This is a genomic window from Streptomyces sp. GbtcB6, assembly GCF_019091475.1.
Classification (GTDB): Bacteria; Actinomycetota; Actinomycetes; order Streptomycetales; family Streptomycetaceae; genus Streptomyces; species Streptomyces hyaluromycini.
This window is the reverse complement of sequence record NZ_JAGXJL010000061.1, coordinates 21,279-36,502: the sequence shown is the minus strand read 5'-3', so window position 1 is coordinate 36,502 and position 15,224 is coordinate 21,279. Positions and strand designations below refer to the sequence as shown.

Genomic DNA, 15,224 nt, shown 5'->3' with positions numbered 1-15,224 from the left:
TCCGGAAAGTCCTGACCCCATGTTCCGCTTCCTTGTCCGCCGTACGATCGGCGCGCTGGTCATTCTGCTGATCATCAGCGCCATCACGTTCTGGCTCTTCTACGCCGTTCCGCGTGACCCGGCCATGATGTCCTGCGGCAAGAACTGCACGCCGGCCTCGCTGGCGCAGATCCGGCACAACCTGGGCATCGACCATCCGATACCGGTCCAGTACTGGTACTGGCTCAAGGGCATCTTCGTCGGGCGTGACTACAGCGGCTTCGGGCACTGCAACGCGCCGTGCCTCGGCTACTCCTTCGCCAACAACGAGCCCGTCTTCGGCACGATCATGGACCGGCTGCCGCTGACCCTCTCGCTCGCCTTCGGCTCGGCCGTCATCTTCCTGACCTTCGGTGTCGGCACCGGCATGATCGCGGCGCTCAAGCAGGGCAAGTTCCTGGACAAGCTCGCGACCTCGACCTCGCTGCTCGGCTCCTCGCTGCAGATCTACTTCGTCGGCTACATCGCGTTGTACTTCCTGACCTTCAAGACGGGCATCCTCGACCAGCCCTCGTACACGCCGCTGACCGACAACCCCGTCTCGTGGTTCTCCGGCCTGCTGCTGCCCTGGATCGTGCTGTCGATCATCTTCACCGCCAACTACACCCGTATGGCCCGCTCCCAGCTGGTCGAGCAGCTCAGTGAGGACTACGTCCGCACCGCCCGCGCCAAGGGGCTCTCACGTGCGAACGTGTTCCTGCGCTTCGCCTGGCGCGGTGCGATGGGCCCGATCGTCACGGTGTTCGGCATCGACCTGGGCACGCTGATCGGCGGCGCGATCATCACCGAGCAGGTCTTCAGCCTCCAGGGCATCGGCCGCCTCGCGGTGACCTCCGTCAACCAGAGCGACCTGCCGATGCTGCTCGGCGTCACGGTGCTGTCCGCGGCCGCGATCGTGTTCTTCAACATCATCGTCGACGCCGCCTACGCCTTCATCGACCCGCGGATCCGGCTCGCCTGACCTCCGCCCCTAACCCCTACCCCCCGCATCACCCCCAGGAGCGTCCCCGTGACGAGCACCGATCAGCAGCCGTTCCTCTCTGTCAAGGACCTCAAAGTCCACTTCTCCACCGAGGACGGCATCGTCAAGGCCGTCGACGGGCTCTCCTTCGACCTCGCCAAGGGCCAGACGCTCGGCATCGTCGGCGAGTCGGGCTCCGGCAAGTCCGTCACCAACCTGACGATCCTGGGCCTCCACGACCGCGACCGTACGGCGATCGACGGCGAGATCCTGCTCGACGGCAAGGAGCTGCTCACGGCCTCCGAGCGGGAGCTGGAGAAGCTGCGCGGCAACAAGATGTCGATGATCTTCCAGGACGCGCTGGCCTCGCTGTCGCCGTACCACACCATCGGCACGCAGATCTCCGAGGTGTATCGCAAGCACACCGGCGCCTCCAAGAAGGAGTCGCGGGAGCGGGCGATCGAGATGCTGAAGCGCGTCGGCATCCCGCAGCCGGACGTCCGGGTGGACGACTACCCGCACCAGTTCTCCGGCGGTATGCGCCAGCGCGCCATGATCGCCATGGCCCTGGTCTGCGACCCCGAACTCCTGATCGCCGACGAGCCCACCACCGCGCTCGACGTGACGGTCCAGGCCCAGATCATGGACCTTCTCAAGGACCTCCAGCAGGAGTTCGGCACGGCGATCGTCTTCATCACCCACGACCTCGGAGTCATCGCCGACATCGCGGACGACGTGCTGGTGATGTACGGCGGCCGGTGTGTGGAGCGGGGCACCAAGAAGGAGGTCCTGGGCTCTCCGCAGCACCCGTACACCCTCGGTCTGCTCAACTCCATGCCGAGCCTGGACGGACCGGTCGACGTTCCGTTGTCCCCGATCCCCGGCTCGCCGCCGTCGCTGCTCAACCCGCCGTCCGGCTGCCGTTTCCACCCGCGCTGCGCGTTCGCGGACAAGGTCCCGGGCGGAAGGTGCTCCAGCGAGAGTCCGGTCCTCGAACTGATCGAGGGACGCGGCTCCGCGTGCCACCTGGAACTGAGCCAGCGCGAGGAACTCTTCGCCGACTACGCGGCCACCGCCGGCCACAACTGACGGACACGAGACGGGACTTCACGACCATGAGCAACACCAACCCCCTCCTGGACGTCTCCGGGCTGACCAAGCACTTCCCGATCAAGGGCGGTTTCCCGATCAGGCGGACCGTCGGCGCGGTGCAGGCGGTGGACGGCCTCGACTTCCAGGTCGCCGAGGGCGAGAGCCTGGGCCTGGTCGGCGAGTCCGGCTGCGGCAAGTCGACGACCGGCCGCCTGATCACCCGTCTGCTGGAGCCGACGGGCGGCAAGATCTCCTACCGCGGCCAGGACATCACGCACGCCAACCGTCGGCAGCTGGCGCCGATCCGCTCCGAGATCCAGATGATCTTCCAGGACCCGTACGCCTCGTTGAACCCGCGGCAGACGGTCGGCAAGATCGTCGCGGGCCCGATGGAGATCAACGGCATCAACCCGGCCGGCGGCCGCGAGAAGCGCGTCCGTGAGCTGCTGGAGATCGTCGGCCTGAACCCGGAGCACTTCAACCGCTTCCCGCACGAGTTCTCCGGCGGTCAGCGCCAGCGCATCGGCGTGGCCCGCGCCCTGGCCCTGGAGCCGAAGCTGATCGTCGCCGACGAACCGGTCTCGGCCCTGGACGTCTCCATCCAGGCCCAGGTCGTGAACCTGCTCCAGAAGGTCCAGAAGGAACTGGGCATCGCGTTCGTCTTCATCGCCCACGACCTCGCGATCGTGCGGCACTTCTCACAGCGCGTCGCGGTGATGTACCTCGGTAAGATCGTCGAGATCGCCGACCGCGACGACCTGTACGACAACCCGCGCCACCCCTACACGCGGGCCCTGCTGTCCGCCGTGCCCGAGGCAACGGTGGAGGAGGCACCGCGCGAGCGGATCCGCCTGGTCGGAGACGTGCCGTCGCCGATCAACCCGCCGTCCGGCTGCCGCTTCCGCACCCGTTGCTGGAAGGCGACGGAGAAGTGCGCGACGGAGGCCCCGCCGCTGGTCCAGGCCGACGGCAACAAGCCCGGCCACCTCACCGCCTGCCACTACCCCGAGGTGCGGGACACGGTTCCCGCCCCGCGCCTCTCCAAGGACCCCGAGGCAGCGGCCTGACACACCCCTTTTTCCGTCAGCCGCCGCCTGCGGAACGGACTTTCACCGGCCCATTGACCCGAGCCCTGAACGTCCGCTCCAGGGGAGCAAGGGCCCGCACCTCCCCAGGTGCGGGCCCTTCTCATGACCACTGGGCGCTCTCAGGAACGCGCGGTACCGCCTGGGTCGGTGTCGGGCACCGGCCCGTCCGCCTGCCGAGAGGCGGCCGATGTCGCCGTACCGGCTTCGAGGGGCTCGGGCCGGTCGGCCCCCGGTGCCGCCCGCAGCGACCGCACCCCGGGAGACAGAAGTGCGGCGAGGGTGGCTGCGACGATCAGGATCGCGCAGACCACCAGCATCCGGTCGGTGCCGAAAGCGTCGGCAGCGGGTCCTGCCAGCGCAAGACCGAGCGGAGCGAAAGCAAGCGAGCCGAACCAGTCGTAGGAACTGACCCGGGACAGAGCCTCGTCGGGGACTTCACGCTGCATGGTGGTGGACCACAGCACGCCGAAGAAGTCCAGGCTGACACCGGCGGTGAAGGCACCCCCGACAACGGCCGGCAGCGGCGCTCCGGCCCCGAGGAGGGCCGGCGGCAAGGCGGCGGGCAGCGTGAACAGAACCGCCGCCAGGATCGGCCGTGTGACGCGAGCACGGGCCGCGATCCCGGCGCCCGCCACGGACCCCAGGGCCTGCGCGGCCACCACCAGCGACCACGCGCGGGCCCCGCCGAAGCGGGCACTCGCGGCCAGCGGACCAAGTACGCCGGCGTTGGCGTTCATGGCGGCGACCACCAGTGAGAACTGGACGACGACCACCCACAGCCACTGGCGGGAGGCGAACTCGTGCCAGCCCTCGCGCAGATCGGCCCAGCCCGAGGTGGACTTCCGGGGCCGGCGGTGCAGCCGCAGGGAGACGGTGAGCACGGCGCTGACCACGAAGGAGAGACCGTTGACGGCCAGCGCCCAGCCCGCGCCGACCCATGCGACGGTGACACCCGACAAGGCCAGCCCCAGCAGAAGGGAGGTGTTGGTGCCGACCCGCAACAGACCGTTGGCTCGCTGGAGGGCCTCGGACGGCACCAGTTGCGGGATGACTCCGTCCATCGCGGGCGCGAAGAGAGCGGATGCGGTTCCCGCCGTGACGGCGAGTGCGCACAGAGCGGCGACAGGAGCGTGGCCGCTGAGCACCATGGCCGCGAGTCCGCCGTAGGAAAGGGCGCCGAGCACGTCCGATACGGCCATCAAGGCGGAGCGGGAGACCCGGTCCGCGATCACACCGCCTACGAGGATCAGAGCGAGCTGGGGAACTGCCTGGCAGGCGATGACGAGTGAGAGTTCGCCCGGGGTTGCGCCGGGCAGTGCGAGCACCGCGAAAGCCAGCGCGATCCGGGCGAACCCATTACCGAGGACGGAAATGATCCGGGCGAGTGCGAGACGCACGAAATCGGCGTTGCGCAGTAGGGAAGGGGGGCGCTCAGCGACCGACATGGACGGGCACCCTACGCCTTTGCCGCCGCGGCAGGTCGCCGTCACGCACTCTTCCCGCCAAGTGTGGATCACGCGCCAGATGCACGGACCACAGCGCCTCCGGCCGGACCGGGGCCCCGACGTTCACTCCTCGACGAACAGCTCCGCGGCGTCCGTGACGTGCATGGCACGCTGGGCCCAGATTTCGAGCTGGTCGAGGGGCGTGTCCAGGAGCATGCCGGGATGGTGCCGCGGGTCCTGGAGTGGCGGGGCGTTTCGGTCACTCTCCGTCAGGTCCACATTCATCGCCGCGATCTCCCGAGGCTCCGGAAACGGAACGCCCAGTACCCGATGCAACGCTTCTTGCGACGCCCCCACCATCACGCCACCCCCGACTCGCACCACACGAACTTCCCCCGCCGCCGCCTTCGCGGGCTTCCTCACGGCGCTCAAAGTGCCTGGTTCCACAAGAAGTTGATAGGTGCTCAAGAAGTAGGCCGTTCCTGACCCGGCGTTCAACATCATGTGGCACACTGCCGCGGTGGTCGATCATTCGTACGCGGATCTCTCGCTCGCCGCGCTCTACGACAGCCTCAACCCGTGGGGGCCGGGTGACGACTTCTACCTGGACCTGGTGATGGCGGCCGGGTCCGTGCTCGATGTCGGCTGCGGTACCGGGCGGCTGCTGCGGCGGGCCCGCGGGGAGGGGCACGGTGGGCGGCTCGCAGGGCTCGATCCGGCCGCCGCGATGCTTGTGCAGGCGCGGCGTCAAGAGCCCGCCGTCGAGTGGGTGCTCGGCGATCTGCGTACCCGCCGCTGGGACACCGACGACTTCGACCTCGTCGTGATGACCGGTCACGCGTTCCAGGAGCTGCTCGGGGACGAGGAGTTGAGGGCGGCGCTGACCGCCGTGCGCAGTGCGCTGTCCGCGACGGGGCGCTTCGTGTTCGAGACCCGTAACCCCGCCGCCCGGGCCTGGGAGGGCTGGACCCCCGACCGGGTGCGTCAGGTCTCCGGCCCGGACGACCGCCCCGTCCGGGTCTGGCACGAGGTCGAGGGGCCGCCGAGCGGGGAACGGGTGACCTTCACCGAGACGTACGAGGGCGAGGCCTGGACACAGCCCCAGGTGTGCCGCTCCACTCTGCGCTTCCTCGGGCCCGACGCCCTCGCCGGTTTCCTGGGCGGAGCCGGCCTGGAGGTCGTCGAGCAGTACGGCGACTGGGCGCGCGGGCCGCTGTCCCCCGGCAGCCCCGAGATCATCACGGTCGCCCGACGCGCCTGAGGCCCGTGGACACCAGGCCGCGGCGGGTGTCCTTCCGGTTGTTCTCCTGACGCTTCCGCAGCAGGCCCAGGACCAGCCGGACCAGGACGACCTGGACGATGCCCGCGACGGCGTGGACGGACGGGGCGTACGTGTCGGGGCCGGGGCTGTAGTCGTCGTAGCCGAAGACCACCGCGCCGAGGAGGAACAGGATCGTCGTCACGACGCCCGAGGGGAACGTGACGACCGTGACGGCCACGGTGGCGGCGTCCAGACCGCGTTCGACGCTCAGGTAGTCGAGGCCGAACACCACCACCAGATACACCAGGGCGAGGAGCGCGCCCGTCCTCCGGGACGGGAGTGTCATGGTCTTCTCTTCTGTGCTCGTCATGCGTCGCCCAAGGTGGTGATCCAGCGGGTCAGGTCCTTGAGGTTACCGACGAGCCCGGACCAGGTCCGCTCCGCCCTCTTCGCGTTGCCGTTCCTAGCCCTCCTCCTCCAGCGCGGCCAGCGCCGGATCCAGCACGATGTCCTCGTCCCGGGCCTCCGTCGTCGGGTCCTCCGGGAAGTGGCAGGCCGTGAGGTGGCCCGCGTGGTTGCCGGAGATCTGGACCAGCGGGGGTTCCTCCGTCGCACACTTGTCCTGGGCCTTCCAGCAGCGGGTGCGGAAGCGGCAGCCGGACGGCGGGGAGATGGGGGACGGGACGTCGCCGGCCAGGCGGATGCGTTCGCGGCCGACCGAGTCGCCGTCGTCCGTGAGGTTGACCTCGGGGACGGCGGACAGGAGGGCGTGGGTGTAGGGGTGGCGGGGGCGGGTGTAGATCGCCTCGCGGTCGCCGACCTCGATGATCTTGCCGAGGTACATCACCGCGACGCGCTGCGAGAAGTGCCGTACCACCGCCAGGTCGTGGGCGATGAACAGGAACGCGATGCCCAGTTCCTTCTGCACCTCCTGGAGGAGGTTGACCACCTGGGCCTGGATGGAGACGTCGAGCGCCGAGACCGGTTCGTCGGCGACGATCAGCTTCGGTTCCAGGGCCAGGGCACGGGCCACGCCGATGCGCTGGCGCTGGCCGCCGGAGAACTCGTGCGGGAAGCGGTTGTAGTGCTCGGGGTTGAGGCCGACGATCTCCAGCAGCTCCCGTACGCGCTTCTCGCGGCCGCCGTCCGGTTCTATCCCGTTGATCTCCATCGGGCCCGAGATGATCTTGCCGACCGTCTGGCGCGGGTTCAGCGACGAGTACGGATCCTGGAAGATCATCTGGATCTCGGAGCGGATCGGCGCCAGCTCCCTGCGCGAGGCGTGGCTGATCTCCTGGCCCCGGTAGCTGATCGAGCCCTTCGTCGGTTCCAGCAGGCGGGTGATCAGCCGGCCGGTCGTGGACTTGCCACAGCCCGACTCGCCGACCAGGCCGAAGCTCTCCCCCACCCGCACGGTGAGGTCGATGCCGTCCACCGCCTGGACGTGCCCGATCGTGCGCCGGATCGGGAAACCGCCCTTGACCGGGAAGTACTTGGTCAGCCCGGATACCTCCAGGAGGGGCTCCCCCACGGTGACCGGTTTGTGCTGAGCCGGGAGGACCATGTCCTCTGTCATGACGTGTCCTCCAGGACCTAGGCCAGTCGGGGTTTGATCTCTTCGAGGAAGATGGTGCGTTTCTGGTCCGCCGTGAGGTGGCATGCCGAGGCGCGGTCGGGTGCCAGGAGCGGGCGTTCGCCGACGCAGCGGCCGGCGCCCGTCACCCGGTCCTGGAAGGTACAGCGCGGGTGGAAGCGGCAGCCGGAGGGCGGGGTCAGCAGGGAGGGCGGGGCGCCGGGGATCGGGTTCAGCGGCATGCCCAGGTCGGAGTCCAGACGCGGCATCGAGTTCAGCAGACCCCAGGTGTACGGGTGCTGGGGCGCGCGCAGGACCTCGTTCGTCGTGCCGCGCTCCACCGCGCTGCCCGCGTACATCACCATGATGTCGTCGGCCATGTCGGCGATCACCCCCAGGTCGTGGGTGATGAAGATGATGCCCGTTCCGAACTCCTGCTGGAGGTCCTTGAGCAGATCCAGGATCTGCGCCTGGACGGTCACGTCCAGGGCGGTGGTCGGCTCGTCGGCGATGAGCAGGTCGGGGTCGCAGACCAGGGCCATCGCGATCATCGCGCGCTGGCGCATACCGCCGGAGAACTGGTGCGGGTAGTCCTTCGCCCGCTCCTTCGGGTTGGGGATGCCGACCTTGGCGAGCATCTCGACCGCCCGGTCCCAGGCCGCCCGCTTGGAGGCGCCCCGGTGTTTCATGAACGGCTCGGCGATCTGCCGGCCGACGGTGTAGTACGGCGACAGCGCGGTGAGCGGGTCCTGGAAGATCATGGCGGCCTTGTTGCCGCGCACCTTCTCCAGTTCGGACTCGCGGGCGGTGATCAACTCCTGGCCGTCCAGGAGGATCTCGCCCTCGACCGTGGTGAACTGAGGGTTGTGCAGGCCGAGGATGGTCAGGTTGGTGACCGACTTCCCGGAGCCCGACTCGCCGACGATCCCGAGGGTCTTGCCCCGCTCCACGTCGAACGACAGCCCGTCCACGGCCCGTACCACGCCGTCCTCGGTCTTGAAGCTGACGTGCAGGTCCCGCACCGAGAGGAAGGCACCCGCGTCGGCCGGTGCGGGGGTGCCGGCGTCCTTGGTCAGAGTGGTCACGACGGTTCTCCTCCTGCCCGGCCTAGGCGAGCCGGACGCGCGGGTCGATGAACGCGTAGGCCGCGTCGACGATGAGGTTGCACAGCAGGATCATGGAGGCGGAGAACAGCATGACGCCCAGCAGCAGCGGCAGATCGCTGAACTGCACGGATTCCACCGCGAGGCGCCCGAGGCCGGGCAGTCCGAAGGTGTACTCCGTGATGATGGCACCGCCGAGCAGCGTGCCGAGGTCGATACCGAAGATGGTGATGATCGGGATCAGCGAGCCGCGCCAGGCGTAGCGGAAGAAGACGTATCTGCGGGACATGCCCTTGGCGCGGGCGGTGCGGACGTGTTCCTCCTGGAGCTGCTCGATCATCGACGAGCGCGCCATACGGGTGTACTGCGAGGCGAAGATCGTGGAGAGCACCACCCACGGGATGATCAGCCCGGAGAACCAGGTGACCGGGTTCGCGGTGAAGTTGTTGTAGGCGGGCTTGTCGAAGATGTGGGACTGGTAGACAAGGGCGGCGAGGGCCAGTGGTCCGAGGAAGTAGATCTGCATCGAACTGATCACCATCGAACCGGCGGTGACCGTCTTGTCGAGCAGTGTCCCCCGCTTCCACGCGGCGACCATCCCGGTGCCCAGACCCACGATCAGGAACACCACCGCCGCACCCAGGGTGAGCGAGAGCGTGGTGGGCAGCCGGTCCAACATGGTGGCCCAGACCAGGTCGTTGGTGTGGTACGAGTACCCGAAGCAGGGGGCGGGGCAGGGGCCCTGGGCGAACTGGTTGCTGCCCAGGATCAGGTTGTGCAGGAAGATCCAGTACTGCTCGGGGATCGACTTGTCGAGGCCCAGCACATGGTGGATGTTGGCGAGGCTGGCCGGGTTGCAGGTCTTGCCGCACATCAGCAGCGCCGGGTCGCGTGGCATCCCGAAGAACAGCAAGAACGTCACGATGCTCAACAGAAAGAGGATGACGACGGCACCGAGGATCCGGCGGACGAGGAAGCGCAGCATGCGAGGGGCTTTCTGACGTCGGCGGGCCGGGCGGTACCCGGTGCGCTGCCGCCCCGACGGGCTGGCGCACCGGGTACCGGTCGGACTGGTGGGGTTACTTGATGTACAGGCGACGCGGGTCGATGCCGCCGATCACGTCGTCGTAGACCAGGCCGCCGACCTTGGAACCGGCGATCTGGACCTGCTTGTAGTCGATGGTGGGAACGGCGTTGATGACGTCCTTGACCAGGTACTGGTCGATCTTCTCCCACGCGGCGGCCGACTTGACCGGGTCGCTGATCTTGTTGGCGGCGTCGATGTCGGCGTTGACCTTGGAGTCGTTGACGTGCGAGTAGTTGGGCGAACCGTCGGCGATCGCACGGCCGTCGAACAGCGGCGGGATCACGGTCGAGGCGGACGGCCAGTCGGCGCCCCAGGCGGAGGCGTAGATGTCGTAGTTGTTGTCGACCTTGCCGACCTGGTCGTAGTACGTCTCGGCCGGGATGTCCTGGCGCTGCACGTTGAAGCCGGCGTTCTTCAGGGCGGCGGCGATGGCGGTGGAGTACTGCTGGCCCTCGGGCGTGTTCTGGTAGCCGTAGGTCAGCTTCAGACCGAGCTTGCCGGCCTTCTTCAGCAGCGCCTTGGCCTTGGCCGCGTCACCGCCCGGGTTCTTCTTCTTGCCCCACGGGTCGAAGGAGGCGTCGTAGCCGCTGACGGTCGGGCTGATGTAGCCGCCGGCGACCTCCGCGGCCGAACTACCGCCGAAGGCACGGATGATCGGGGTGATCGGCAGGGCGTAGGCGATGGCCTCGCGGACCGTCTTGTCCTGGAGCGCCGCGTGGGACTGGTTGATGTTGATCTGGCCGACGTAGGGCTGGTACCCGGCGACCGTGCGGGCCTTGACGGTCGCGTCGCCGCCGAGGACCTTCGAGATGTTGCCCGCGTCCACCGAGTTGTTGAAGCTGATGCCGGTCTGGTCGGCACCCGTGTCGGCCAGGAGCGCCTTGGTGGAGTCCTCGTACTGGACGTTGAAGGAGAAGTCCATCTGGTCCACGTACTGGTTGCGGATCGGGTCCGTCTTCGGGTCCCAGTTGGGGTTCTTGACCAGCACCATCGACTTGCCGGACTTGAACGACTGGATCTTGTACGGGCCGGTCGTCACCGGGGCCTTGTCGTACTTCTCCTTCGTGTCGCCCTTCTTGGAGACGACGGCGTAGCCCGCCATGGCGAGCGCGTAGGGCAGGTCCGGGTGCGGGGTCTTGAAGTGGAAGACGATGGTCTTGCTGTCGGGCGTCTCCAGGACGCTGTCCGGCAGGTGCTTGCCCTTGTAGGGGCCGTCCGGGAGCAGCTTGCGGTAGTCGGCGCCGTTGGTGTCGGCCATCCACTGCTGGAGGTACGTGGGGCCCTGGTTGATGAAGGACGCGAAGAGCCGCTCGAAGGTCTGGCGGAAGTCCGCGGACGTGATCGGCGTCCCGTCGGAGAACTTGATGCCGTCCTTGAGCGTGTACTTCCAGGTCTTGCCGCCGTCCGTGGTGGTACCGGAGTCGGTGGCCAGGTCGCCGACGACCTCGTGGCCGCTGCCCTTGTTGTTGGTGGCTTTGTAGCCGGTGAGACCTCTGTGGATCAGCGTCGCGAGCGAGCCCTCGTCGGAGACGTAGATCTGCCCGGGGTCGAGGTGGGCGTAGGAGTCGCGTTGCAGCACTTCCAGGGTGCCGCCGGTCTTCGCGCCCGGCACGGCGGCCGCGGGTCCTGTCGAGTCCGCCGCGTTACCGAACTTGATCGACGCCTGCTGCCGCTTGGCGTTCTGCTGGTCCTTCTTCTCGTTGTCGCTGGCGTTGCTGCCGCCTTTGCTGCAACCACTGAGCACGAGTGCCCCGGCCGCGAATATCGACAAAGCGGCGTATGTACGGCGTCCGCCCCTACTCATCACTGAAGTCTCCACCCATCTGTGTGTACGCCGGTGCGAAGGAAATGGCCGTGCGGTATCCGGGCGAGGACGCCCACAAGCTCCCGGTCAGCGCGCCGTCTTGGGATCGAAGGCGTCCCGGACCGAGTCCCCGAGCAGGTTGAAGGCGACGATGAAGACGACCATCGAGACGCCGGGGAAGAACATGTACGTGATGTCGTTCTGCAGGACGAGCTCGGTCGAGGCCTTGGAGAACATCTGGCCCCAGTCGGGCGTGGGCTCGACGATGCCGACGCCGAGGAACGACAGGCCCGCCTCGCCCGTGACGAGGTTCGGAAGCGTGTACGTGGTCTGCACCAGCAGCGGTGTCACCACGTTCGGCAGGATCTCCTTGCGGATGATCCGCCACGGCGAGGCGCCGCTCACCTTGGCCGCCTCGATGAACTCCCGTTCTCGCAGGGCGAGTGTCGTGCCGCGCAGGATGCGGGCGAGGCTCATCCAGCCGAGCACCCACTGGACGGCGATCAGCGCGACGACGCGCACGTAGGTCGGCGTCTGGTCGCGCGGGCTGACGAACAGCGAGACCACGACCGGCATGCTGGCGATGAAGAACAGCTGCGAGGGGAAGGCGAGCAGGAAGTCGATGAGCCGGCCGATGAAGAAGTCGGTCTTGCCGCCGAGGTAGCCCGCCGTGACACCGAGGAGGATTCCGGTGAGGACGACCGCGACGGTCACCGCCAGGGAGATCAGCAGCGAGGTCCGGATGCCGTAGATCAGCTTGGTGAACACGTCGTAGCCGTTGCCGGGTTCGAGGCCGAACCAGAACTCGCTGCTGATGCCGCCGTTGGGCTGCACCGGCACACCCGCACTGTCGAAGAGTTCCGGGCGTACGTCGGCGTAGATGGTGTACGGGTCCTTGCCGTACACCTTCGAGATCAGCGGGGCCGCCGCCGCGACAACGAAGAAGAAGGCCACGACGAACGCCGAGATGACGCCGGTGCGGTCGCGCTTGAAGCGGATCCACATCAACTGGCCCGGCGACCGGCCCTCGACCTTCACCGTCCCGGTGTTCGTGTCGGGCTCGGGTCCGCCGTCCACGACGGCCGACCTTCCGCCGCCCTCAATGTCCGTAGGACTTGTCACAGTTCGTCCAATTCACAGGTATGGGTGTGCCGAACCGGCGACCGGCACGAGGGCGCGGCCACCGAGGCGTGATCCGATGAGCGGTGATCCGATGAAGCGTCAGGGCAGCCCGCGGTGAGCGGGAATGCCGCAGCCGGACGCGCGTAGGCGAGCGACGGCGCTACACGGCCGACCGCTGCTTCAGGACGAACCGCCGGACGAACAAGGGCGGTCTGACGGAACGGACGACGCGGACGGAACGGACGACGGAACCCACCTGATGCCTGTGACACTGCACATGGGACTTCTCCTCATGACTTCACGTGTTCACCAACAGGAGGCTTCCGTCCATACCCTCCGACACCCCTGACGGAGGGTCAGACACCCCCTGGTGCTCGTGAGTCGGGCGCTGTCCCCACAGCGCGAGACCCATTGACCCGAGCGCTACGCGGCTAACTATCTGCCATGAGCCAGGTGCCGACCACTGTCTTTAAATCTCAATTCAGTCACAGCTGGCACGTAGTTCTTCCGAAAAATGGACAAAGCGTTCGACGGGAGAAGGCCGCGAAACGGACTTGTTACATGGGTATCGGGCGAGGATCTCCGCATTTCGGACACCAGGTCGAGGATGGCCGACTTCCGCCCGCCCGAAAAAGGGTTGCAAAAAACCCGGGCACCCCCATGATGGGGGCACCCGGGCTCAGGTGTCCTGCGATCAGCCGTGCTTGGCGCGGCTGGCGGCGCGGGCCCGCTCGCGGGCGTCCAGGTTCACCTTGCGGATGCGAACGGCCTCCGGGGTCACCTCGACGCACTCGTCGTCACGGCAGAACTCCAGCGACTGCTCCAGGGAGAGCTTGCGCGGCGGGACGATCGCCTCGAACGAGTCGGCCGACGAAGACCGCATGTTCGTGAGCTTCTTCTCCTTGGTGATGTTGACGTCCATGTCGTCGGAGCGGGAGTTCTCGCCGACGATCATGCCCTCGTACACCTCGGTGCCGGGGTCGGTGAAGAGCACACCGCGCTCCTGGAGGTTCGTCATCGCGAACGCGGTGACGGCGCCGGCGCGGTCGGCGACCAGCGAGCCGTTGTTACGGGTCTGGAGGGCGCCGAACCAGGGCTCGTGACCCTCGTGGATGGAGTGCCCGATACCCGTGCCGCGCGTCTGCGTCAGGAACTCGGTCCGGAAGCCGATGAGACCGCGGGACGGCACCACGAACTCCATGCGGACCCAGCCCGAGCCGTGGTTGGACATGTTGTCCATCCGGCCCTTGCGGACGCCCATGAGCTGCGTGACGGCGCCCATGTGCTCCTCGGGCACGTCGATCGTCATGCGCTCGACCGGCTCGTACGTCTTGCCGTCGACTTCCTTCGTGACGACCTGCGGCTTGCCGATGGTCAGCTCGAAGCCCTCGCGGCGCATCTGCTCGACCAGGATGGCGAGCGCCAGCTCACCACGACCCTGGACCTCCCAGGCGTCCGGACGCTCGGTGTCGAGCACCCGGAGGGAGACGTTACCGACCAGCTCGCGGTCGAGGCGGTCCTTGACCTGGCGGGCGGTGACCTTGCGGTCCTTGACGGCCGCCTTGTTGTCGGCGCCCTTGCCGGTACCGCCACGGCCGACCAGCGGCGAGGTGTTGGTACCGATGGTCATCGAGATCGCCGGCTCGTCGACCGTGATCAGCGGCAGCGGGATCGGGTTCTCGGGGTCGGCGAGAGTCTCGCCGATCATGATGTCCGAGATACCGGCGACGGCACAGATGTCGCCCGGGCCGGCCATCTCGGCGGGCTTGCGGGTGAGCGCCTCGGTCATCAGCAGCTCGGTGATGCGCACGTTGGACATCGTGCCGTCACGCTTGATCCACGTGACGGTCTGGCCCTTGCGCAGCTCGCCCTGCTCGACGCGGAGCAGCGCGATACGGCCGAGGAAGTTGTCGGCGTCCAGGTTGGTGACGTGTGCCTGGAGCGGGGCCTCCTCGTCGTACTGCGGGGCCGGGACGTGCGACAGGATGGTGGAGAAGAACGGCTCCAGGCTGTCGCTGTCCTGCGGGACAGTGCCGTCCTCGGGCTTGGTCAGCGAGGCCACGCCGTCCCGCGCACACGCGTAGACGATCGGGAACTCGATCTGCTCCTCGTCCGCGTCCAGGTCCAGGAAGAGGTCGTAGGTCTCGTTGACGACCTCGTCGATCCTGGAGTCCGGACGGTCGGTCTTGTTGATGCACAGGATGACCGGCAGCCGCTGCTGGAGCGCCTTGCGCAGCACGAAGCGGGTCTGCGGCAGCGGGCCCTCGGAGGCGTCGACCAGCAGGACCACCGCGTCCACCATCGACAGACCGCGCTCGACCTCGCCACCGAAGTCGGCGTGGCCCGGGGTGTCGATGATGTTGATGGTGATGACGTCGCCGCCATCCTTGGGGTGGTACTTCACGGCCGTGTTCTTGGCCAGGATCGTGATGCCCTTCTCACGCTCCAGATCGTTCGAGTCCATCATTCGGTCGTCGAGCGACTCGGCGGCGTGCGCTGCGAAGGCACCGGCCTGCTTCAGCATGGCGTCGACGAGGGTCGTCTTGCCGTGGTCGACGTGGGCGACGATGGCGACGTTGCGGATGTCGTGGCGCGTGGCCATGATGCGGCGTACTCCCGGAGTGTGAGGAAGGGGCCTGCGCGTACATC

12 protein-coding genes are annotated in these 15,224 nt (G+C 67.7%); 4 read left to right on the top strand and 8 right to left on the bottom strand.

Annotation, left to right across the window (positions count from 1 at the left end):
- Positions 1-19 precede the first annotated feature (19 nt).
- From KVT45_RS47355 to KVT45_RS47345, 3 genes are read left to right on the top strand one after another with little or no spacing between them, the layout of a single operon-like run.
- Positions 20-1,000: an ABC transporter permease gene (locus tag KVT45_RS47355; protein ID WP_217557398.1), complete on the top strand. Its 981-nt coding sequence runs from the start codon at positions 20-22 to the stop codon at positions 998-1,000.
- A 48-nt stretch (positions 1,001-1,048) separates the two neighbouring features.
- Positions 1,049-2,089: an ABC transporter ATP-binding protein gene (locus KVT45_RS47350; protein WP_217557395.1), complete on the top strand. Its 1,041-nt coding sequence runs from the start codon at positions 1,049-1,051 to the stop codon at positions 2,087-2,089.
- A 26-nt stretch (positions 2,090-2,115) separates the two neighbouring features.
- Positions 2,116-3,159: an ABC transporter ATP-binding protein gene (locus KVT45_RS47345; protein WP_217557381.1), complete on the top strand. Its 1,044-nt coding sequence runs from the start codon at positions 2,116-2,118 to the stop codon at positions 3,157-3,159.
- Between the two features lie 140 nt (positions 3,160-3,299).
- On the opposite strand, the gene KVT45_RS47340 is transcribed toward KVT45_RS47345, so the two are convergent.
- Complete coding sequence (locus KVT45_RS47340) at positions 3,300-4,625, bottom strand: MFS transporter (protein WP_217557363.1); 1,326 nt, start codon at positions 4,623-4,625, stop codon at positions 3,300-3,302.
- Positions 4,626-5,145: 520 nt separating this feature from the next.
- Here KVT45_RS47340 and KVT45_RS47335 point away from each other — a divergent pair.
- A complete protein-coding gene (locus tag KVT45_RS47335; protein ID WP_308311087.1) occupies positions 5,146-5,886 on the top strand; it encodes a class I SAM-dependent methyltransferase in 741 nt (246 codons plus the stop codon).
- On the opposite strand, the gene KVT45_RS47330 is transcribed toward KVT45_RS47335, so the two are convergent.
- The 7 genes from KVT45_RS47330 to typA all read right to left on the bottom strand — a co-directional run bounded on the left by KVT45_RS47330 (position 5,864) and on the right by typA (position 15,177).
- Entirely contained in the window at positions 5,864-6,256 is a 393-nt protein-coding gene (locus tag KVT45_RS47330) for a hypothetical protein (RefSeq protein WP_217557357.1), read from the bottom strand. The two genes, KVT45_RS47335 and KVT45_RS47330, sit on opposite strands and share 23 nt — an antisense overlap.
- A 93-nt stretch (positions 6,257-6,349) precedes the next feature.
- Entirely contained in the window at positions 6,350-7,462 is a 1,113-nt protein-coding gene (locus KVT45_RS47325) for an ABC transporter ATP-binding protein (RefSeq protein ID WP_217557344.1), read from the bottom strand.
- A gap of 17 nt (positions 7,463-7,479) precedes the next feature.
- Positions 7,480-8,544, bottom strand: a complete 1,065-nt coding sequence (locus KVT45_RS47320) for an ABC transporter ATP-binding protein (protein ID WP_217557329.1) — start codon at positions 8,542-8,544, stop codon at positions 7,480-7,482.
- A gap of 22 nt (positions 8,545-8,566) precedes the next feature.
- Positions 8,567-9,547 carry an ABC transporter permease gene (locus tag KVT45_RS47315; RefSeq protein ID WP_217557326.1) on the bottom strand — a complete coding sequence of 327 codons (981 nt, stop codon included), beginning with the start codon at positions 9,545-9,547 and terminating at the stop codon, positions 8,567-8,569.
- Positions 9,548-9,641: 94 nt separating this feature from the next.
- Complete coding sequence (locus KVT45_RS47310; RefSeq protein WP_217557323.1) at positions 9,642-11,453, bottom strand: ABC transporter substrate-binding protein; 1,812 nt, start codon at positions 11,451-11,453, stop codon at positions 9,642-9,644.
- An 87-nt stretch (positions 11,454-11,540) separates the two neighbouring features.
- Positions 11,541-12,575 carry an ABC transporter permease gene (locus KVT45_RS47305; RefSeq protein ID WP_217557320.1) on the bottom strand — a complete coding sequence of 345 codons (1,035 nt, stop codon included), beginning with the start codon at positions 12,573-12,575 and terminating at the stop codon, positions 11,541-11,543.
- A 694-nt stretch (positions 12,576-13,269) separates the two neighbouring features.
- Positions 13,270-15,177: a translational GTPase TypA gene (typA, locus tag KVT45_RS47300; protein ID WP_217557317.1), complete on the bottom strand. Its 1,908-nt coding sequence runs from the start codon at positions 15,175-15,177 to the stop codon at positions 13,270-13,272.
- Positions 15,178-15,224: the final 47 nt, after the last annotated feature.

Excerpts from the sequence above, each read along its gene's own strand:
- KVT45_RS47355 (WP_217557398.1), top strand. The coding sequence starts at position 20 with ATGTTCCGCTTCCTTGTCCGCCGTACGATCGGCGCGCTGGTCATTCTG.
- KVT45_RS47345 (WP_217557381.1), top strand. The coding sequence starts at position 2,116 with ATGAGCAACACCAACCCCCTCCTGGACGTCTCCGGGCTGACCAAGCAC.
- KVT45_RS47340 (WP_217557363.1), bottom strand. The coding sequence starts at position 4,625 with ATGTCGGTCGCTGAGCGCCCCCCTTCCCTACTGCGCAACGCCGATTTC.
- KVT45_RS47330 (WP_217557357.1), bottom strand. The coding sequence starts at position 6,256 with ATGACGAGCACAGAAGAGAAGACCATGACACTCCCGTCCCGGAGGACG.
- KVT45_RS47325 (WP_217557344.1), bottom strand. The coding sequence starts at position 7,462 with ATGACAGAGGACATGGTCCTCCCGGCTCAGCACAAACCGGTCACCGTG.
- KVT45_RS47315 (WP_217557326.1), bottom strand. The coding sequence starts at position 9,547 with ATGCTGCGCTTCCTCGTCCGCCGGATCCTCGGTGCCGTCGTCATCCTC.
- KVT45_RS47310 (WP_217557323.1), bottom strand. The coding sequence starts at position 11,453 with ATGAGTAGGGGCGGACGCCGTACATACGCCGCTTTGTCGATATTCGCG.
- typA (WP_217557317.1), bottom strand. The coding sequence starts at position 15,177 with ATGGCCACGCGCCACGACATCCGCAACGTCGCCATCGTCGCCCACGTC.